The sequence below is a fragment of the Amphibacillus sp. Q70 genome (assembly GCF_052055485.1).
Classification (GTDB): domain Bacteria; phylum Bacillota; class Bacilli; order Bacillales; family Amphibacillaceae; genus Amphibacillus.
Genome location: NZ_CP197171.1, coordinates 839,374 through 856,344, shown reverse-complemented (window position 1 = coordinate 856,344; position 16,971 = coordinate 839,374). Strand labels below are relative to the sequence as shown.

The window sequence follows — 16,971 nt, the reverse complement described above, 5'->3', positions numbered from 1 at the left end:
ATTGGATGGCATGGTTTTCTACTACGCGTTGGACCGATAGGGATATAGCTTCATTAGATGAAGCGACAGAATTAATTATGTCAGAGAATGAGAACCTAACAAACGATGGAGGGGTTAGCTATTCAAACCTAGAGAAGGAAAAGGCGTTTGAACAAAATCAAACTGTAACAATAGATACTCATGTATATTCCTATAATGTAATTGAATTTTCAATGAACTCTATTACCCCTGGTTCTACACCAATTGAAGCACGTACTCAACTCATTAGGGGGTTGATTATATTGTATAGTGATGGCAATCGGGTTCACTATATTATTAATAGAAATTACGATGCTCTTAAGTTGCTCCGTAAACTATTGGGATACAGAGGTAGAAATGAAATAATTGAAAATAAATTTTCATTTTTTAACGATATTTTTATGTGGTTTGTAAAAATCGTATCAAATAAAGAAAATGAATTCTCATTTACGGATTCAAGCCAAAACGAATTAGCACTTATCATAAATAGTATCATTGGTGTTCGTGGTGAAACTAGAGATGAAAACAGATTGTCTGCTCAAGGAGATACAGTTTTAAACTTAATCAGTACACTTTCGTTTATTCTTGAAAGTAATTTACTTAAACAAATTGTTTTACGTACAGAATATACGGGACACGAAAACATTGAAATGAGACTAAACGACAAAGGCGTTGTTGCAGTCGAAACTGATTCGTATTCCGGAAATTATGAAGATTTAGAAGACAAGAAAATGAAAGCCCAAGTATTATTACTTGTTTATCATGAAATTATCCCTAAGTTATTTCAAATTTATTTTGAGGAAAAAGACGAAGAAAAATGGAATTTATCCGAAAAGGATATTTTCTTTAATGATGTGGAAAAAAAACTTATTGAACGATTACAAGAAAGAAAAAATGAATTCAAGAAAGAACAACAATTGTCATTACTTCCTGAAATGGAATTAAAAGAATCAGATGCACTATTGAAACAAGAATAAACGCAAAGAAGTGGATCGTTATGACTTGCTTCTGTGTTCAGTAACCTACATCGATGACATGCGTTACAATCCATTAGAGAAGAAAATTCGTAATGTGGTTGTTCACCAATCGAGCGCGATTGTTTAAGAATATATCCATCTATGTCACATGATTATAGAAGTAAATAGCAGTTTTAATAGCACAGTAATTAATTCTGTGCTTTTTATATGCAATTTTTTATGTGACTTATCGGTTGGTTTTACAAAAAACAGAAAGGAATGATTTAAGTGAAGAATAACCAAAAGAGTATATTAGATTACTTTGGTGTTAACAGTCAAAAGGAATTACTGGAGTTCATGCAGGAGAATCCGGAAGATAAGGATGTTCTTTTACTGAAGGAATTGCTCATTCGTGCGGAGAACGGCGGTGATTCGGATGAATAATTTGTATGAACATTTTGGTTGCTCATCCAAAGAGGAACTTTATCAGAAGGTAACCAAAGATGATGATTCTGTAAGAAGTTTAGTAGACTTTATCGATTTTTCAAAAGGACGAATGAACAGCAAAGAAGCAGGAATCTCTTCTCCACAAGATTTTATAGAATTTGTTACGAGGAATAAAATGCCTGCCAAAGATGAAATGGTATCTGTGTTTTGTTCTACTAAAAATGAACCACTACATTTAAGCCGATATAAATTTCATGATCAAGATGATTTGAAAAGGGTGTTGAGAGAAGGTTTACATGCAGGCGGTGTATCCATGTTTAATTTATCAAACAGTTCTACGTCTACTGGTAAGGAAGCAGAAATGACCAAATACTATAAAACATTTGGGATAGATGTGATTGATGGATTTAGCTATAACGAATTCAGCGACACAATCACATCCAATCAGGAAATGATTCCGTATAGTCGCGATAAATATGCACCATCTGTAGATAGTGTTGCCGAAAGTGAAGGTCATACCATGACAGCTTATAATCTGCAAAATGGCATAAACACATACCAAGGATTTGACGAATTTACTTCTTTTTTCGCTAATCAAGAGATTGTTGGATCTCATATGTTGAAAGATAATGCAAAGGTGAAGAAAAGCTTGAAAGTTGGTTATCAGTATAATTGGCAAGAATCGTTTGGAGTAATTGCTTGTGATGCTGATGGGAAAGTTCTAGCTGTTAAAGAACTTTTCAAAGGGTCACCCAATGCAAGTATAGTGGATAAGAAGGTATTTACAAAGGAATTATTGTCGAGAGAAGATGTATCAAAGTTTGCCGTTTTTCATAACCATCCTTCAGGCATACCGATAAACATAGTATCCTAAACTAGAGTACTCTAAGTACTCAAAGTTTAGGTGATGCTAGTATAGTTTCATGGACACATCTTAGTTAAGTTATTACAATTAATTTTAGGAGGATGTGTCCAATGAAACATAAAAATAACGGAAAACGATACAGTGACGACTTTCGTAAAATGGTTGTTGAGTTATATAATTCGGGTCAATCAGTTAAAAGTTTAAGCAGCGAATATGGCGTTTCTGAAGTAACTATTTATGCATGGATTAAAAAGTTCAATCCAATTGAGTTAGAAGATGGAACCTCTGTAACGCCAGATGATTATGCAAAATTACAGAAACAAATACTTAAATTACAACAAGAAAATGATATCTTAAAAAAGGCTATGGCCATATTCGCAAAAAAGTAAATGATGCTGAAATAACTGATTTTATTCATGACCAAAAAGAAAACTATCCTGTGCAAACAATGTGTGAAGTACTTGAAATTCCAAGGAGTACGTACTATCAGTCATTAGATAAAACGATTTCTAATCGTGATAGAGAAAATAAAGAATTAACTAAAAAGATTATTGAAATCCATAAAGAGAGCAAACACCGTTATGGTGCACCTAAAATCCATCAACAATTAATAAAGGTAGGTTACAAAGCCAGCCTAAAGCGAGTTCAACGTTTGATGAAAAAAGCTGATATTAGGTCAATCGTTGTTAAAAAGTTTCGTCCTACTCCAAGTAAGGAAACTATTGTTGAGCGAGAAAACATTCTTGAAAGAGACTTCAGGGCAGAAACGATTAATGAAAAATGGGTTGGTGATATCACTTATATCCATACACTTCGTGATGGTTGGTGTTACCTTGCATCAGTTATGGATCTTCACACTAAAAAGATTGTAGGTTATTCCTTTTCTCGTACGATGACGACTGATTTAATTATAAAAGCACTAGAAAATGCTTATCACGCACAAAAACCTGATGAAGGACTCATATTCCATTCAGATTTAGGTACACAATATACAAGCGATGAATTCGCTAAAGTGATAAAAAATTTCAAAATGACACATTCTTTTAGCTATAAGGGAAGTCCTCATGATAATGCTTGTATTGAGTCTTTTCACGCTATTTTAAAAAAAGAAGAAGTAAATCATGTTCAATACTTTGATCATAAATCTGCCGAATTAGCTTTATTCCAATACATTGAAGGTTGGTACAACCGCAAAAGAATTCACGGTAGTATTGATTATAAAACACCACAAGAGATGGAAGATTTATATACTTGTGCTGGATAACTAACGCTAACTAAATTCACTGTACCGGCTTTACGTGGAGAGGCGGGCATGATAGCCTTTCGTGGCAAGCCAGGAATGTTTTAAACGAGCTGGCTCCATGGCTTAGAAATCGTGCCCGCAGAGGCTCCGTGTCAAGCCCTGACAGTTTAATATAAATCATGTTCAAAGAACAATTAAAAACTTAACTTATTCGTGTCCAAAAGATTGACGTAGATCCAAGGATTTTTTAATTTTAATGCTTTAACTAATGAATATATATAGGTATTATTTATAGAAGTTAAAGTATTTAAGGGAGGATGAGAAATGAAAGTTCAAAAAGTAGTTGTGGAGGAAAAACCATATCCATTATACATACTACTAGACAAAAAGTTTGAAGTGGTAGAACTGGTTAAGAGATACATAAAATACTTGGATAATACGGGAAAAGCGCCGAATACGATTAAAACATATTGTTACCATCTTAAGCTATTCTATGAATTTATGAGCCAGAGAGGAATTGAATTAGAAGACTTAAAATTTGAGGAAATGTCAAACTTTGTGGGATGGTTAAGAAATCCGACGGGGGATGTAAAGGTAATAGATTTAAAACCAAAGAAGGCTAAAAGAGAAGAAACATCTGTTAATGCGATACTTAATGCTGTAACTAGTTTCTTAGAGTATTTAAATCGTACAGGAGATTTTAAAGCTATAGATATGACTAAAGAAGCAAGGGGAAGAAATTTTAAGGGATTTCTTCACCATATTTCTAAAGGAAAATCTTATCAAAAAAATATTTTAAAGCTTAGGATCAAAAAGAAACTTGTACAAGTATTAGAACACAAACAAGTTAAAGCAATAATTGATGCATGTCATACCAAAAGAGATAAGTTACTTATTATGCTTATGTATGAAGGAGGACTTCGGGTTGGGGAGGTATTATCTCTTCGTATCGAAGATATTTCTCCTTGGGATAATCTGATTAATATCACACCAAGAGATCATAATGGAAACGGGGCTTATATTAAGCTTAGAAAAGAACGAACAATCGATGTTAGCAAGGAATTAATGGCTTTATATACCGATTATTTAGTTCATGAATATGGAGAAGATTTAGAGCATGATTATATATTTATAAATCTCAAAGAATCTTATTTTGGGAAACCTTTAAAATATCAAAGTGTATTAGACCTTATTAGGCGATTGGTAAAACGGACAGGGATTACCTTCACTGCCCATATGTTACGTCATACGCATGCCACTGAACTCATTAGAAGTGGATGGGATGCTGCTTACGTACAAAAAAGGTTAGGTCATGCACATGTACAAACAACACTTGATACGTACGTTCATCTTTCAGATCAAGATATGAAAGATGAATATAAAACGTATCTACAAGGGAGAGAAAAATAGAAATGAAATTTCCAAGCGTTGCAACAAATCGAAAGCTTGTCACTAGCACAGAGATTAATAAAAAAATAGCGGATATGACTAGTGTCTTACAAGGGTTTTGGGCAGCAGATAGATGGGATATAAGAATTTGCCCACATCCTAGTGCGATAGAGTTAAGTAAGAATCCTTCGTTAAAAAATCGTTGGGTAAACTTTGATAAAGTAGAAAACATCTGGTTAAAAACAGAATTAAAATATTTTTATTATGTTCACTTAAATAATGGAACTTGGAATGCAAAATCTGTTTGGATTAGAAAAGGAACAGTGATAAGCCGAATGTTGGGATTTTTAAATTTAAAATATCCTGACATTAGATCTATAACTGACGTACCTATAAAAAAAGCTTTGACAGAATACCGTACTTACTTAGCAGAACAAGGAGTAAAAACTACGACTACAAATTACAAGCTTGATATAAATCAAAAAAAAATTCCTGTATATGCGAACTCCTACTACGTTACTAATCTTAAACAGTTTATGGAGTTCTATGAGGATTTCTATTTTGACGGCGATGAATGGGAGAAAGATGTTTGGAATCGAAGAAAACTTTCATTATCGGAAGATAAGGTAAATCCAACATCCTATGAATACACAATCAATTTCAAGGGGTTTGAAAATGATTATTTTAAAGAATTAGTTAAGCGGTATTGTAAATTAATGTTAAATACACGTAGCTTTTCTCATGTTGTTGATACAGCATCAAGATTAAAAGAGTTTTTTAATTTTATAAACAAAAATTGTAAAGGCATACGAAGGATTCATCAATTAACTAGAAAAGAAGTTGAGCAATATTTAAATGAAATTAATTTAAAAGGTTTAAAACCAAGTACGGTAACTGGACGAATATCTACTTTAGATGTTTTTTTCTCTACTATTCAAAGGTTTGAATGGAATGATTCTCCTTCTAAGATCCTTATCTTTCAAGAAGATTATCCTAAAGTGCCGAAGGCACAACCACGTTATATTGATGAACATGTACTTGAACAATTAAACGGGAAATTAGATAAATTAGAACCTTATATAGCTACTATGGTTATGGTACTTCAAGAATGCGGAATGCGTATCAGTGAACTTTGTACGTTGAAAAAAGGTAGTGTTATTACGGATAAAGAAGGGGATTGCTTCTTGAAGTATTATCAGTGGAAAATGAAAAAAGAACATATCATTCCTATATCTAAAGAAATTGCTGCATTGATACTCGTTCAGGAACAAAGGGTAGCTGATGACTTTGATAATGGCTGTGAGTATTTATTTCCAAGAAAAGACGGCTCTCCATTAAAGCAGGATACCTTTAGAGTGAAATTAAATGAATTAGCTTATGAAGAAAAGATAACGGATAATAAGGGAGAAATTTTTCGATTTCATGCTCATGCCTTTCGGCATACTGTTGGTACTAGAATGATAAACAACGGAGTGCCACAGCATATTGTTCAAAAGTTTTTAGGTCACGAATCACCAGAAATGACCGCAAGGTATGCTCATATATTTGATGAAACTCTAAAAAAAGAGTTCACAAAATTCAAGGAGACTTTGGTGACGAATAACGGCAGCATTCTGGAGTTAAGCGAAGATAATAGTGAAGCTGACAATACAGATCTTCAATGGTTTAAAAAGAATATCAATGCACAAGCTCTTCCTAACGGTTACTGTCGCTTACCAGTAATTGCAGGACCTTGTCCTCATGCTAACGCTTGTTTAACTTGTACGAATTTCTGTACAAGTAAAAGTTTTTTAAATGAACATGAGGAGCACTTAGACCGAACTAAGGAAATACTAAATAGGGCTAAACAGAATCAATGGCAGCGTCAGATTGAAACTAACGAACGTGTTAAAAATAGGTTAGAGCAGATTATTCATTCCTTAAAGGAGACGAATTAGATGACAAAAAAGAGTAATACAACTGCTATAATTCAACTTTCAAAAGAGAAGTCAGAGAAAACAAGAATTAGAGTTGAAAAGACCATATCAGAGATGGTAATTAAAAAAGAGAAAATTAACTTTAATTCTGTTTCTGAAAAAGCAAATGTTTCAAAGTCGTGGCTTTACAAAAAGAAAGACATTAGAAATAGAATTGAGACTTTAAGAGGGATGCAAATAAGAGAATTAATTCCCCGTAAACAAAGCAAAAGCCCTCGTTCAGAGGAAGTGTTAATAAGGACACTAAAAAGTCGTATAAAGGCATTAGAGGACGAAAATAAACAATTAAAAGATCAAGTTCAAAAATTATATGGGAAGTTGTTTTAAGCTAGATTATACTTCTTATTTGTCCGTAATTGGAAATCTAACTCTCTTTCATTCAAGTGTTCACTTGAATATGATTTGTAGAAAGGGTACAATATAATCAAGTGGGGACTTGAATGGAAATGGAGTGAGAAAATGAATAATAAAGATGCTTGTGAAATTTATTGTTATGACGAAGAAAAAGTTAATCGAATACAAAGAGAATTAGAGAAAGAAGATATTTCTAGTGTTGCCCAATTATTTAAAGCTATTGCGGAAGAAAATAGGGCGAAAATTACCTTTGCCTTGTTAAAAGGTGAAGAGTTATGTGTTTGTGATATAGCAAATATTATTGATGTCACGGTCGCAAATGCTTCCCACCACTTACGCACGCTTCATACGCAAGGAGTTGTTAAGTTTAGAAAAGAAGGAAGATTAGCGTTTTATTCGCTGGATGATGACCATGTTGAACAGTTATTTGTTAATGCATTAAAACATGAGAAAGAAGGAAAAGTAAATGTCTGATCAACAAGCAAAATTATCGGAACAAGAAATGAAAGCTTATCGAGTTCAGGGATTTACCTGTACAAGCTGTGCAAATATCTTTGAAAATAACGTAAAAAAATTACAAGGAGTTGAAGATGCTAAAGTAAACTTTGGGGCATCTAAAATCTATGTTCACGGAAGTACAACGATTGAGGAATTAGAAAAAGCAGGTGCTTTTGAAAATTTAAAGATTCGAGATGAAAAAGAACAAAAAATAGAACGTGAATCGTTTTGGAAACAGAAAGCAAATATTAAAGTTTATATCTCAGCTATATTGCTTGTTATGAGTTGGTTGTTGGGCGAGCAATATGGGGAAGGTCATATTCTTCCAACGATTGGTTTTGCAGCAGCCATCTTAATTGGTGGATATTCATTATTTATTAAAGGATTTAAAAATTTAAGCAGATTTAAGTTCGATATGAATACGCTAATGACTATTGCCATTCTAGGAGCCGCGGTGATTGGTCAATGGGGAGAAGGGGCAATGGTTGTTATCCTGTTCGCTATAAGCGAAGCGTTAGAGCGCTATTCAGTAGACAAGGCTAGGCAATCCATTGAATCGTTAATGGATATCGCTCCAAAAGAAGCACTAATTCGTCGTGAAAATAAAGAAATGCAAGTACACGTTGAAGATATTCTAGTGGGCGATATTATGATCGTAAAACCTGGCCAAAAGTTAGCGATGGACGGAACAGTTATTCAGGGTATATCGACATTAAATCAGGCCGCCATTACAGGAGAAAGTGTTCCAGTAACCAAAACTGTTGGTGATGAAGTCTTTGCAGGAACATTGAATGAGGAAGGATTACTAGAAGTAAAAGTAACAAAAAAGGTAGAAGATACCACGATATCAAAAATCATTCATTTGGTAGAAGAAGCCCAAGCAGAACGAGCACCTTCTCAAGCGTTTGTCGATAGATTTGCACAGTACTATACACCAGCTATTGTCGTCTTGGCTCTTTTAATCGCTGTTGTTCCCCCTTTACTATTTGGAGCTGATTGGAGCATGTGGGTCTATCAAGGCTTGGCTGTGTTAGTAGTTGGTTGTCCTTGTGCTCTAGTTGTTTCAACACCTGTTGCTGTAGTTACTGCAATAGGAAATGCAGCTAAAAATGGTGTTTTAATTAAAGGTGGCATCCACTTGGAAGAAGCAGGAGCTCTAAAAGCAATTGCTTTCGATAAAACTGGAACATTAACAAAAGGTGTTCCAGCCGTAACGGACATTATAACGTATAGTGGAAATGAAAATGAATTAATGACTATTACAGCAGCTATTGAAAAGGGATCACAGCATCCACTTGCTTCAGCAATTATGAGAAAAGCAGAAGAAAACAGTTTGGACTTTAATGGAGTATTGGTTGAAGATTTTCAATCTATTACAGGTAAAGGCGTAAAAGCAAAAGTAAATAATGAATTATATTATGTAGGTAGTCCAAATCTTTTTGAAGAAGTACATGGAAGCATTGAAAGGAATCAAGAACGACAGATTATTGAAATGCAGACGCAGGGAAAAACAGTCATGGTGTTAGGAACGGAACAAGAAATCCTTTCTCTTATTGCAGTGGCAGATGAAATAAGAGAAACATCAAAAGATGTCATCAGTAAATTGAACAGCATTGGAATTGAAACAGTGATGCTGACAGGTGATAACCAAAGGACAGCAGTAGAGATTGGAAAACAAGTCGGTGTTTCAGATATTAAAGCAGATTTGCTTCCAGAAGATAAATTGAATTTCATTAAAGAACTTCGTGGAAAGCATAAAAGTGTGGGAATGGTTGGAGATGGCGTGAATGATGCACCTGCTCTTGCAGCTTCCACTGTTGGTGTGGCAATGGGTGGTGTTGGAACTGATACAGCACTAGAAACAGCTGATATTGCTTTAATGTCAGATGATTTAAGACAATTACCATATACCATTAATTTAAGCCGTAAGGCTTTGACGATTATAAAACAAAATATTACCTTCTCATTGGTAATTAAATTAGTGGCATTGCTGTTAGTTATACCTGGTTGGTTAACGCTATGGATAGCGATATTTTCCGATATGGGAGCAACATTACTTGTAACACTAAACAGTTTAAGGTTATTGAAAAGTAAAGAATAACAATTTTGTTTAAAGAGGAAAGGGATAACATTTGTTATCCCTTTAAAATTTGAATAAATTTTCTTTTCATCGTTATATTTTCGATTTGATGAGTATGCGTTGAATCCATGTAGTTAAAGTAAAAGGTTTGTTTTTATAATGTTTTTTACACATTACTATTGATATTAGTTCGAACCAAGTGCTGAAGATAGAAATGTGACCAAAGGTTTGAAAGAAATATCCGAAAAATTGGATGTACAGTTATTGGATCATTTTATTGTCGGAAAAAAGAATGTCTATTCCTTTGCAAAAAATATTCCCGGACATGTTAGCAGCAATGAAGATTATAGAAAACTCATTGAAAAGCAGTCAAAGACAAAAGGCGGTAAACAGCATGCATTTGAAATGGAAATGTGAGCAAAAGAAAGGGGAAGAACGTTTTAATGGGACATACATTAATTTTAGCTGAAAAGCCGAGTCAAGCAAAAGCGTATGCAGATGCTCTTCAACATACAAAGAAACAAGATGGTTATATAGAGGTAAATGATGGTCGCTTTTTTAAGGAGAAAGCATATATCACTTGGGGATACGGGCATTTGGTTGAACTTCTCTCTCCTGAACAATATAACGAAACATGGAAAATATGGAGATTAGATCAATTGCCCATGTTTCCAGAGCAGTTTCGTTTTCAGGTAAGTAAAGATAAGAAAAAGCAATTCAATATAGTGAAAAGACTTTTAAATCATTCAACAGAAATTATTGTAGCTACAGACTGTGATCGTGAAGGAGAAAACATTGCAAGAAGTATCATATCACTTGCTGGCGCATCACATAAACCAACCAAACGATTGTGGATTAACTCCTTAGAAGTGGATGAGATACAAAATGGATTCCGGCATTTAAACAACGGGAATAATTATCTTCCGTTATATAAAGAAGCGCAAACAAGGCAATATAGCGATTGGCTAGTGGGAATGAATGCTTCCAGATTATATACATTACTCCTGCAAAAGCAAGGGATGAAAGGCGTATTCAGCGTTGGCAGGGTACAAACAGCTACCCTTTATTTATTATACAAACGTCAAAAGGAAATTGAGGATTTTGTTTCCCAAGACTATTTTACCCTTCAAGGGAAAGTCCAAGTGCCAAATGGTTCGTTTGAAGCGAAACATAAACAACGCTTTGCAACAAAAGAAGAAGCACAAAATATATTGCAAGAAAAGGGCGTTCTACTCGATTTAAATGACGGTATTATTCAGGAAGTGAACAAAGAACGGAAAAGAATAAAGTCGCCAAAGCTACATTCTTTATCTTCCTTGCAAAGTACGGCAAACAAGCAATGGAAGTACAGTCCGTCCGAAGTATTAAAGATTGCGCAAAGCCTATACGAAAAGAAAGTTCTATCTTACCCCAGGACGGACAGTCATTTTATAACTGATAGCGAATTTGGTTATATCAAAAACAATTTATCGAACTATCAAGAATGTATAGGGGTAGATGTTGAAGTTGTTTATCCTGATGCCCAGAAGCGATATGTAGATAATACGAAGGTTGAAGAACACTATGCCCTCGTTCCAACAAAACAAACGCCAAATTTTAGTGCTTTAAACGAAAAAGAAAAGAATATTTATCTAGAAGTTATTGCAACAACCTTGGCTATGTTTGCTCCGGATTATGAATATGAAGAAACGAAGGTAGAGATTGGTGTAAAGGGGATTAACTTTGAAGCGACCGGAAAGGTTGAGAAACAATTAGGCTGGAAATCATTATTTAAGAATCAACAACAAGCTAAGAAAAAGGAAACGGTCTTACCAGCAATGGAAAAAGATCTAGCTTGCCAGGCAAATGTGGAAATAGCCGAAGGAAAAACAAAGCCACCTAAGTATTATACAGAGGGGCAACTTATTAATGTGATGAAACATGCTGGAAAAGAAATAGACGATGAAGCATTGCAGCATACTTTAAAAGAAAGTGAAGGCATTGGAACAGAAGCAACAAGAGCAAGCATCATAGAAACTTTAAAACACCAATTGTATATTGAGATTAGAAAGAATCAGGTAACTGTATTAGATAAAGGAAAAATACTTTGTCAGGCTGTAGAAGGCACGTTACTTGCTAGTCCCGAAATGACAGCCAAGTGGGAAACGTATTTAAAGAAAATCGGAAAGAATGAAGGATCTCAAGAAGTGTTTCTCAATAAAATCAAACAAATGATTGAGTTTTTAATGCAAGAAGCACCTAAGAAAATTGGAAGCATGGAACAGTTCTTGCAACAGGTGAATGAAAAATCTTTTATAGGCCAATGTCCCCGTTGTAATCATGAAGACGGAAAGATTCAAGATAAAGGAAAATTTTATGGATGCAGTCGTTATCGTGAAGGGTGTACATTTACGTTACCAAAGAAATTCCTTGGCAAATCCATAAGTCAGATAAACATTAAAAAGTTATTGGGTGGCGAAAAAACCAATTTAATTAAAGGATTTACAAGTAAAAAAGGAAAAAAGTTTGATGCGTCTTTACGCTATGACCAAACCGAACAAAAAATAACATTTGAATTCCCGAAAGGATGATTGTGACGGATATGTATGTAAATGGGGCATATAAGATAGTTGATTTAGGGTATGTAAAGGAAATTAAAGAAGCTAGTGTAGTTTTCATTGTTGATGCTGGAGAAATAGAAGTTGAAGTAGATGCAGTCACAAAGGATGCTATAGAAATGATAAATCAAGCAGATGAAGAAGCATTGATTCCATTGGATATAAAGGAGAAAGCAGTCATCTTGGAGGGTGAACCAGCTTGAGATACCACTAAGAGGAAGCCGATTAGTGAAAACTGTATGTAAAAAATGATGTTGATCGCTGATATAGCGGTCTTTTTATTTTGCATAATGAAACATTAATAGGCTGAGCAAATAAATAGCTGATATATCTAAGGGGCTTCCTGGTGGGAGTCCCTTTTATTTTTCGGGAGGATGATATTTCATGAAAAGAAAAACATTCGAACAAAAACAGGAAGAAGTGAAGCAATTAACAGAAACGATGGATCATTCCATTGAATGCTATTTTGAAACACCTGAACAAATGGCTGAACACCTAGCTTTCATGATGCAGTTTTATCAATATTCATTACGAAATACAGCCTTAATTCAGGGTCAATTTAAGGGAGCGCAAGCAGTAGGAAGTTATAAGTTTTGGCAAGAAAAAGGCTTCCAGGTGCAAAAAGGGGAAAAGGCCATTCAAATTTTAGTGCCAAATAAGACACAACCGAAATTCAAGGATAAAAACGGCAAATGGAAAAGCATAAAAAAGGCGACTGAACAGGAAAAGGAATTATTAAACAAGGGGGAATTAGAGAAAAAGGCAAGTGAGTTGTATTTTGGAAAAGGAAGCGTTTTTGATGTATCGCAAACTAATGCAAAAGCTAGTGATCTTCCGGATATTTTCCCGAATAGATGGTTAGAGGGGAGTGTTGCAAATTATCAAGATATGTTAGATGCTTTGCAAAAAGTAGGAGATAAACTAGGTGTGACGATTGGCGAGCCCTTGGAGGAACTAGGTGCTGCTAAAGGTGCATTTTATCAAGGAATAGATGGTAGAAAGAATCATATTGGTTTAAATCCTCGCAATGGTGAATTGCAAAATGTGAAAACATTAATCCATGAATTAGCTCATGCTAAATTGCATGGTACACCCGATAAGCATTTCAAACTATCTTCAGAAGAAAAGGAATTCCAAGCAGAAATGACAGCTCATGCAGTAGCCTCGTACTTTGATATTGATACAAGTGATTATTCTTTAGGCTATCTTGCCAACTGGACACAAGGAAAGGAATTAAAGGATAAAGCGCAATTACTTGAAGAAGTAAGGGGGGCAGCTGTTGAGTTTATGGAAACCATGGAACCTGAATTGATGAAAGAACAGGAGAAAAGCATGGAAAATGGAAAAGATGTGTTCTTACAAGCTGTTAAAGACAGGAAAGACTTATACGCTCTAACAGAAATTAATCAAGCCGCAATGGAGTATGTAATTGATTATAAGGAAGAAGAGTACACAAAAGGATTGTATTTTTGTGTGGATGGTGATGTCGTTGTAGGAGTGGATAATTCCACAAATGACGCTTGGACGGAAGAATTTGATCATGTCGTAAAGTGCAAGGCATGGTTAAAGAGATATGATTTGGATGTTGAGCTCCCACAAATATTCATTGAATGGTCAGAAGCACCAGAATTAGACTCTGATTCGATGATGGATTTTGCAAAAGGTAATGCATTTATGGAGAAGCTGGAGGAAAGATATCAGGATGATAATAGATACTATAAAACACGGTATAGCATTGTTTTTCCTAAGAGCAAGAATTCAAAGATGGAAGTTATTAATATGGAGCGGCTAGATGTTGGTGATGGCGAATTTTTAAATCCTCATCATCAGGCTAGAAAGGAAGGAAATCTTACTGACGAACAACAAATGATGCTTGATGATGCTGTTTATGGTCATTTGCTTGAAAGTGAAAGACTTGATATTAATGATTGGTTGAAAGGCAAAAACGAGAAGAAAAAACTACAAACAGTAGATATGGATATGATGTGATAATCTTCATAGTTTGATATACTTGCTATTAGTGTAATAGGGCTTTCATGGGTGGTAGCTCACCCCTTTTTTGAGAAAGGGGGTGATACGATGACAGTATTCGAAGCATTGATCCTGATGATCACGTTCGCAACCTTAGTTGTAGCTATACTGTCAGAACAAAAAAAGTAACCACCCGATGAATGCCTAGCCGCATTTTGGTTGGTTACTTTTCTGACCTAAATATGTGAGCTGCCCCCTTGAAGGGCTTTTACACACGAGACCGTTCATGTTAGAGCATGGACGGTCTTTTATTATTTTATGTGCTTCTATGTATACTATACCTTATTTTCTGTTAGAAATAAACATAACGACTTACAAAAGAAGAGATTGGTGACCCTTTTCTATGTTAGTATGGATGTTTTGCGGCGTAAAAATTGGTTGAACAAGTGTTATACATAAAAAGCCTCTATAACAAAAACATTTTTTATCTAGAAACATTGATCTTCAATCAAAAATTTCTCCTCACATATTTTAATTCCGTTTGCATGTATCATACCTAGAACAAAACTTAGTAATTAAAAACTAACTTAAAAATATTAGGATATCTATTGACAATTAAATATAAAATGAGTATGATGAATTTAAATCAATAACTTAGTAATTAAAAACTAACTAAAAAAGAGGTGTGTATGCAATGAAACAAAAAGAAAGTTTATGGGAAATAGCTGATGTAATGAGAGGAGAAGCAGATTACTCCGAATATATGGAGTTAATTTTAGTAGGGGGACTCTTTTTACATCTCAGCAATGATCCACGATATGAAAAATTAGTAGATATTCAGGAGGTTTTAAGGGCAGAAGAAAATGCTAAGAAAAAATTTAATGAGACCTTGAATAAGATTGAAGAAGGAATTCCTTACTTTGAAGGTGTTTTTAAAGAATTAACATATCTTGAGAAGGTAGAATCAACACAAATAACAAGATTGTTTTATACTTTGAGCTCAATGAATTCTATAGATAATTTAAATGAGGAATTAGATGAAATGATAAAAAGAATGATCATAATTGAAGGAAGAAAAGGTGCAGAACATTATACTCCGAGATCTATTAATCAACTAGCCATTTCTATTTTAAAACCTAATGAAGGAACCATTTATGATGGAACGATGGGGATGGGCAGTGGCTTGCTTGAAGCTGCTCGCCAAGCAACTAAAAGTAAATTAGACTTTTATGGTCAAGAAATCAAGGGAAATGTGTGGGCGATTACTAAAATCAGGTTTTTTGTAGAAGGTATTGAAAAAAGTTATTTAAAAAAAGGTGATGTTTTACAAAATCCAGCGTTTTTAGATCATACAAATCTTAAAAAGTTTGATTATGTTTATATGAACGCTCCGTTCTCTTTAAAATTACAAAACCATGATATCGTAACAAACGATCCATACAATCGCTTTTATTATGGAGTTCCGGCAAAGTCAAATGCAGATTTTGCATTCATTTCACATGCCCTTGCGTCTATGAATCAAAATGCTAAGGCAGTTGTCGTCGCAACACACGGCACATTATTTAGAGGTGGTATAGAAGGGGAAATAAGGGAGAACATGATTTTGTCGGATGTTATAGAAGCAGTTGTATCTTTACCTGCAAATCTTTATCAAAATACAGCTATACCAGTTTGTTTAGTATTATTTAATAAAAATAAAGCCGAATCAAGAAAGAATAAAATTTTATTTGTACAAGCTGAGAAACTATACAATGAAAAAAATAGATTTGCTCGATATATTTCTGGTGAGGCAATCGAAAAAATATCGTCTACTATTAATGAGGGTATAGAGGTTGATGGTTTTAGTACATTTGTTAATAGAGAGGATTTATTCGAAAGCAATTTGAATACTAAAAGATATATCTTACCGAGAGAAATGGAAATTGAACACTTTGGGACAGTAGAATTCAATATAAATAAAATGCAAGATATTAAAATGTTTCAACTTGAGAAGGCTGCACATTTCTTTAGAGGGTATAACGTAGGTACGAAAAACAAGGAAACAACAACTGGAAAATATAAAATCATCCAATTAGCCGATGTCCAAGATGGCAAATTGTTATTGGATCAAGTGAAAAATTACGACATTGATAACAATGCACGTGTTGATATGTACAAATTAAAAAAGAATGATGTCATTTTATCAATTCGTGGAACGGTGCTAAAAGCAGCAATTATATCCGAAAATATAGATGATTTATTACTATCACAAAACTTTATTGGGATACGTTGTAATGATCAACTGCATCCAGAATATTTGAAAGCTTATTTAGAAAGTCCATTAGGAAAATATCTGCTAATGAACAGGATGTCAGGAACATCTATACCAACATTAAGCAGAAAGGATATTGAAACATTAAGTATTCCTAAATTATCGATAGAAAAACAAAAGGAAATTATGGATCAATATAATCATACTAAAAATAATATGGAAGAAGAAATAGAACATCTGCAAAATGAATTAAAAAAATTAAAATTAACAACTTATAAAGAAATGGGGATTAAAGAATTGTTCACTACAGAAAACGAATAGACGAA

General features: G+C 34.2%; 14 protein-coding genes and 1 pseudogene. All 15 read left to right on the top strand.

Annotated elements, in window-relative coordinates; genetic code table 11:
• The first annotated feature begins 5 nt into the window (after positions 1–5).
• Complete coding sequence (locus ACS127_RS03850; protein WP_130860783.1) at positions 6–995, top strand: hypothetical protein; 990 nt, start codon at positions 6–8, stop codon at positions 993–995.
• 267 nt (positions 996–1,262) lie between these two features.
• A complete protein-coding gene (locus ACS127_RS03845; RefSeq protein WP_440897114.1) occupies positions 1,263–1,418 on the top strand; it encodes a hypothetical protein in 156 nt (51 codons plus the stop codon).
• Positions 1,411–2,295, top strand: coding sequence for a JAB domain-containing protein (locus ACS127_RS03840; protein WP_440897113.1), 885 nt, complete (start codon positions 1,411–1,413; stop codon positions 2,293–2,295). Before ACS127_RS03845 ends, ACS127_RS03840 begins: the two co-directional genes overlap by 8 nt.
• Before the next feature lie 101 nt (positions 2,296–2,396).
• Positions 2,397–3,550 (top strand): IS3 family transposase gene (locus ACS127_RS03835; RefSeq protein WP_440894755.1). Its coding sequence is split into 2 segments (ribosomal slippage): positions 2,397–2,649 and positions 2,649–3,550, totalling 1,155 coding nucleotides; the frame shifts between segments, so codons are not numbered across the junction.
• Positions 3,551–3,853: 303 nt separating this feature from the next.
• Positions 3,854–4,939, top strand: coding sequence for a tyrosine-type recombinase/integrase (locus ACS127_RS03830; RefSeq protein ID WP_440896999.1), 1,086 nt, complete (start codon positions 3,854–3,856; stop codon positions 4,937–4,939).
• A gap of 2 nt (positions 4,940–4,941) precedes the next feature.
• A complete protein-coding gene (locus ACS127_RS03825; RefSeq protein ID WP_226371417.1) occupies positions 4,942–6,855 on the top strand; it encodes a tyrosine-type recombinase/integrase in 1,914 nt (637 codons plus the stop codon).
• Positions 6,856–7,221 (top strand): DUF6262 family protein, encoded by a 366-nt coding sequence (locus tag ACS127_RS03820; RefSeq protein WP_226371416.1) that lies wholly within the window; start codon positions 6,856–6,858, stop codon positions 7,219–7,221.
• Between the two features lie 132 nt (positions 7,222–7,353).
• Positions 7,354–7,722 carry an ArsR/SmtB family transcription factor gene (locus tag ACS127_RS03815; protein WP_015008898.1) on the top strand — a complete coding sequence of 123 codons (369 nt, stop codon included), beginning with the start codon at positions 7,354–7,356 and terminating at the stop codon, positions 7,720–7,722.
• On the top strand, positions 7,715–9,847 hold the full coding sequence (locus ACS127_RS03810; protein WP_440897000.1) for a heavy metal translocating P-type ATPase: 2,133 nt from the start codon (positions 7,715–7,717) through the stop codon (positions 9,845–9,847). The genes ACS127_RS03815 and ACS127_RS03810 overlap by 8 nt, the downstream gene beginning before the upstream one ends.
• Before the next feature lie 183 nt (positions 9,848–10,030).
• Positions 10,031–10,243 (top strand): annotated as a pseudogene (locus tag ACS127_RS03805) (JAB domain-containing protein); the annotation flags it as partial.
• Between the two features lie 26 nt (positions 10,244–10,269).
• The gene (locus ACS127_RS03800) at positions 10,270–12,396 is read left to right on the top strand and encodes a DNA topoisomerase 3 (protein WP_440897112.1); all 2,127 of its coding nucleotides are present in this window, start codon (positions 10,270–10,272) and stop codon (positions 12,394–12,396) included.
• An 11-nt stretch (positions 12,397–12,407) separates the two neighbouring features.
• Positions 12,408–12,626: a hypothetical protein gene (locus tag ACS127_RS03795; protein WP_234448102.1), complete on the top strand. Its 219-nt coding sequence runs from the start codon at positions 12,408–12,410 to the stop codon at positions 12,624–12,626.
• 181 nt (positions 12,627–12,807) lie between these two features.
• Complete coding sequence (locus ACS127_RS03790; RefSeq protein ID WP_440897111.1) at positions 12,808–14,412, top strand: LPD25 domain-containing protein; 1,605 nt, start codon at positions 12,808–12,810, stop codon at positions 14,410–14,412.
• Positions 14,413–14,502: 90 nt separating this feature from the next.
• The gene (locus tag ACS127_RS03785; RefSeq protein ID WP_369405161.1) at positions 14,503–14,583 is read left to right on the top strand and encodes a putative holin-like toxin; all 81 of its coding nucleotides are present in this window, start codon (positions 14,503–14,505) and stop codon (positions 14,581–14,583) included.
• 505 nt (positions 14,584–15,088) lie between these two features.
• The gene (locus ACS127_RS03780) at positions 15,089–16,966 is read left to right on the top strand and encodes an N-6 DNA methylase (protein ID WP_440897110.1); all 1,878 of its coding nucleotides are present in this window, start codon (positions 15,089–15,091) and stop codon (positions 16,964–16,966) included.
• Positions 16,967–16,971: the final 5 nt, after the last annotated feature.